This window comes from Flavobacterium macacae, from assembly GCF_003865365.1.
In the GTDB taxonomy this organism is placed as follows: Bacteria; Bacteroidota; Bacteroidia; order Flavobacteriales; family Flavobacteriaceae; genus Flavobacterium; species Flavobacterium macacae.
Map to the genome: position 1 here is coordinate 1 of NZ_RQVR01000044.1, position 2,221 is coordinate 2,221.

Sequence of the window (2,221 nt, forward strand, 5' to 3'; positions counted from 1 at the left end):
TTTGTATTTTCGGATTTTTATCAAAGCTTACAGCGTGTGTCCTGCTCATGCAGGGCACACACACACGCTACAAGCAATTTGGGCATTTGGCTTAATGGAAAAATTAGTTTGTATTTGGAAGATTTGGCAAATCCGAAAGTTAACGCTGATTTAATCCCAAACTGCTTGTAGCGCGAAAACGTTAGCGGCAAGCGGCGAGAACTGCGTAAATTAACATAAATATCATACCCATGACTAAATTTTTATCCTTACTTATATTCTTTTGTGTAATTAGTATCAACGCACAAACAAGTTGGGACACCAAAGAACAGTCCTACATCGGTGGTGTTTATATTGTTGGCTTAATTGATTTACAAACAGAAAAAATAAGTGATTTAACTCCGAAAGGTAAAGATGTTGAAATTATTTTTGACCCATTTTATGATACATATAAAATAACATGGAGTCAGGAAAACGGTTATGTCGAGTTTTACTTAAAGCCTGATCAAAAAGTAAGCGGCGGCACTATATATAAAAATGTGAACGCAAAAAATGGTACAAAAAATGTTTTTTTTATTCATAATTATCTGAAAACTGAAAAAAGACTTATGTTAATGACTGTTGAACCATTTACACAGAATAATAAAAATTATAAAATTGCTTTTATTTTCGACGATCTAAAACCCACATCATAATTCCGCCAGCCGCTAACAGCGTTTATGACGAAATTGCTGATTTTCAGTTAAAAGAATGTCTTTTTTCACTAAGTTTGTTCACGGTAGCAGAAAATACTCTGCTCCTTTTTCCGCAACTTCGCATACACGCGAAACGTTACCTGCAACCTTGCCTAAAAAGACGGAATTTCAAATAAATTAACATCTAATCAAAATAAATCAAAATGGCTAAATTTAATGGGACAATTCAAGATTTTGAAAAATTCGTAGGTCCGAGATTAAGAAACATTGTTCAAACTTCAATTGCAAGAAAGTACAAAAAAAATATTGCAAAATGTCAATTTGATGATTGTAGTAATTTAGAAAATTTGGAAGCTGCACATATTCATGGAAACGATAGAAAATCATTAATAAAAAAATCATTAGCTGAAAATATCGTTGACGATAAAATAGTTGATTTGGACTTAAATCTATTTGAGCAGAAATTTGTTAAACTACATTATCCATTAGAAAAATCATTTTTAATTCTTTGCAAGGAATGTCACAGAAAATATGACAATATTACCGAAAGTATAATTATCGAAAATGTAATTGAAAATATAGACGAAAATAATTTACTGATTGAAGAGGAACAAGACAGTAAATTCCCTAGAATGACATTAGACATTGAATTAATTCCAAACGATACTTTAGAGTTTAAAGAATTATTACTAAAATATAAAAGTGCTTATATGTCTATCTTTTATAATGATGGTACAAAAGAAATTAAAGAATGGAATGCGTCAAATATGAGCGAAAAATCAGATATTATAAGGAATTTGAGAAGCAGACCAGATTTTAGACAAGGTAATTGGCAAAAATTGAATATAAAACGTGTTGAAGTAGAAATCAATTATTAGCTCTATGTCAAATTTAATTTTTTATCAACTCAAAGGCACAATGTTTCGTTCAAAAGGAAACGAAACAGATTTAATCGAAGTAAATGAAATTTTCGAAGATGAAAATCCTATAATAGCACGAGAAAAAGCATTTAACGTATATCAAAATTATATTGATGTTTTTCTACAAGGAAAGGAAAAAGAATACATTTCATATGAGCAAACTGTAATTGAGCTAAAAGATTTTACAAGTTCTTATAAAAGAGAATTTGTGAAACTTGGAAATGAAATTATTGACGAAATTGATGTTGATTTTGACAAAGGTTTAAGTATTTACATGGTTTATGAAAATAGTCCCATTTACCAAACAATTGAAGGAGAAAAAATCTATGAAAATAAATTATTAATCCATTTTATAGAAAATAAACTAAGTGATTTAGTTTGGAATGTTTTAGACAATTTATTTGAAGAGTTTAAAGTTTATGAACTGAACAAATATAATTTTAAAAACTACAAAATTGAAATAGAAACTGCTGACCCATTTAGTAATGAAAGTAATGTAAAAGATTATCTAAAAACACCGATAGATTTTTACAGAATCCTAATTATCTAAAAAAAGGCAGCAGGTAATCGAGTAGACGGCTCCGCCCCAAACGGAACGGAGTGCGCCTCTCAAATATTTATATTCAC

The 2,221-nt window shown here is 29.7% G+C and carries 3 protein-coding genes; all 3 read left to right on the top strand.

Annotation, left to right across the window (positions count from 1 at the left end):
* Positions 1-230: 230 nt before the first annotated feature.
* Positions 231-674, top strand: coding sequence for a hypothetical protein (locus tag EG849_RS15395; RefSeq protein WP_125014310.1), 444 nt, complete (start codon positions 231-233; stop codon positions 672-674).
* A gap of 203 nt (positions 675-877) precedes the next feature.
* On the top strand, positions 878-1,552 hold the full coding sequence (locus EG849_RS15400) for a hypothetical protein (RefSeq protein ID WP_125014312.1): 675 nt from the start codon (positions 878-880) through the stop codon (positions 1,550-1,552).
* 4 nt (positions 1,553-1,556) lie between these two features.
* Positions 1,557-2,144 (top strand): hypothetical protein, encoded by a 588-nt coding sequence (locus EG849_RS15405; RefSeq protein ID WP_125014314.1) that lies wholly within the window; start codon positions 1,557-1,559, stop codon positions 2,142-2,144.
* Positions 2,145-2,221 lie beyond the last annotated feature (77 nt).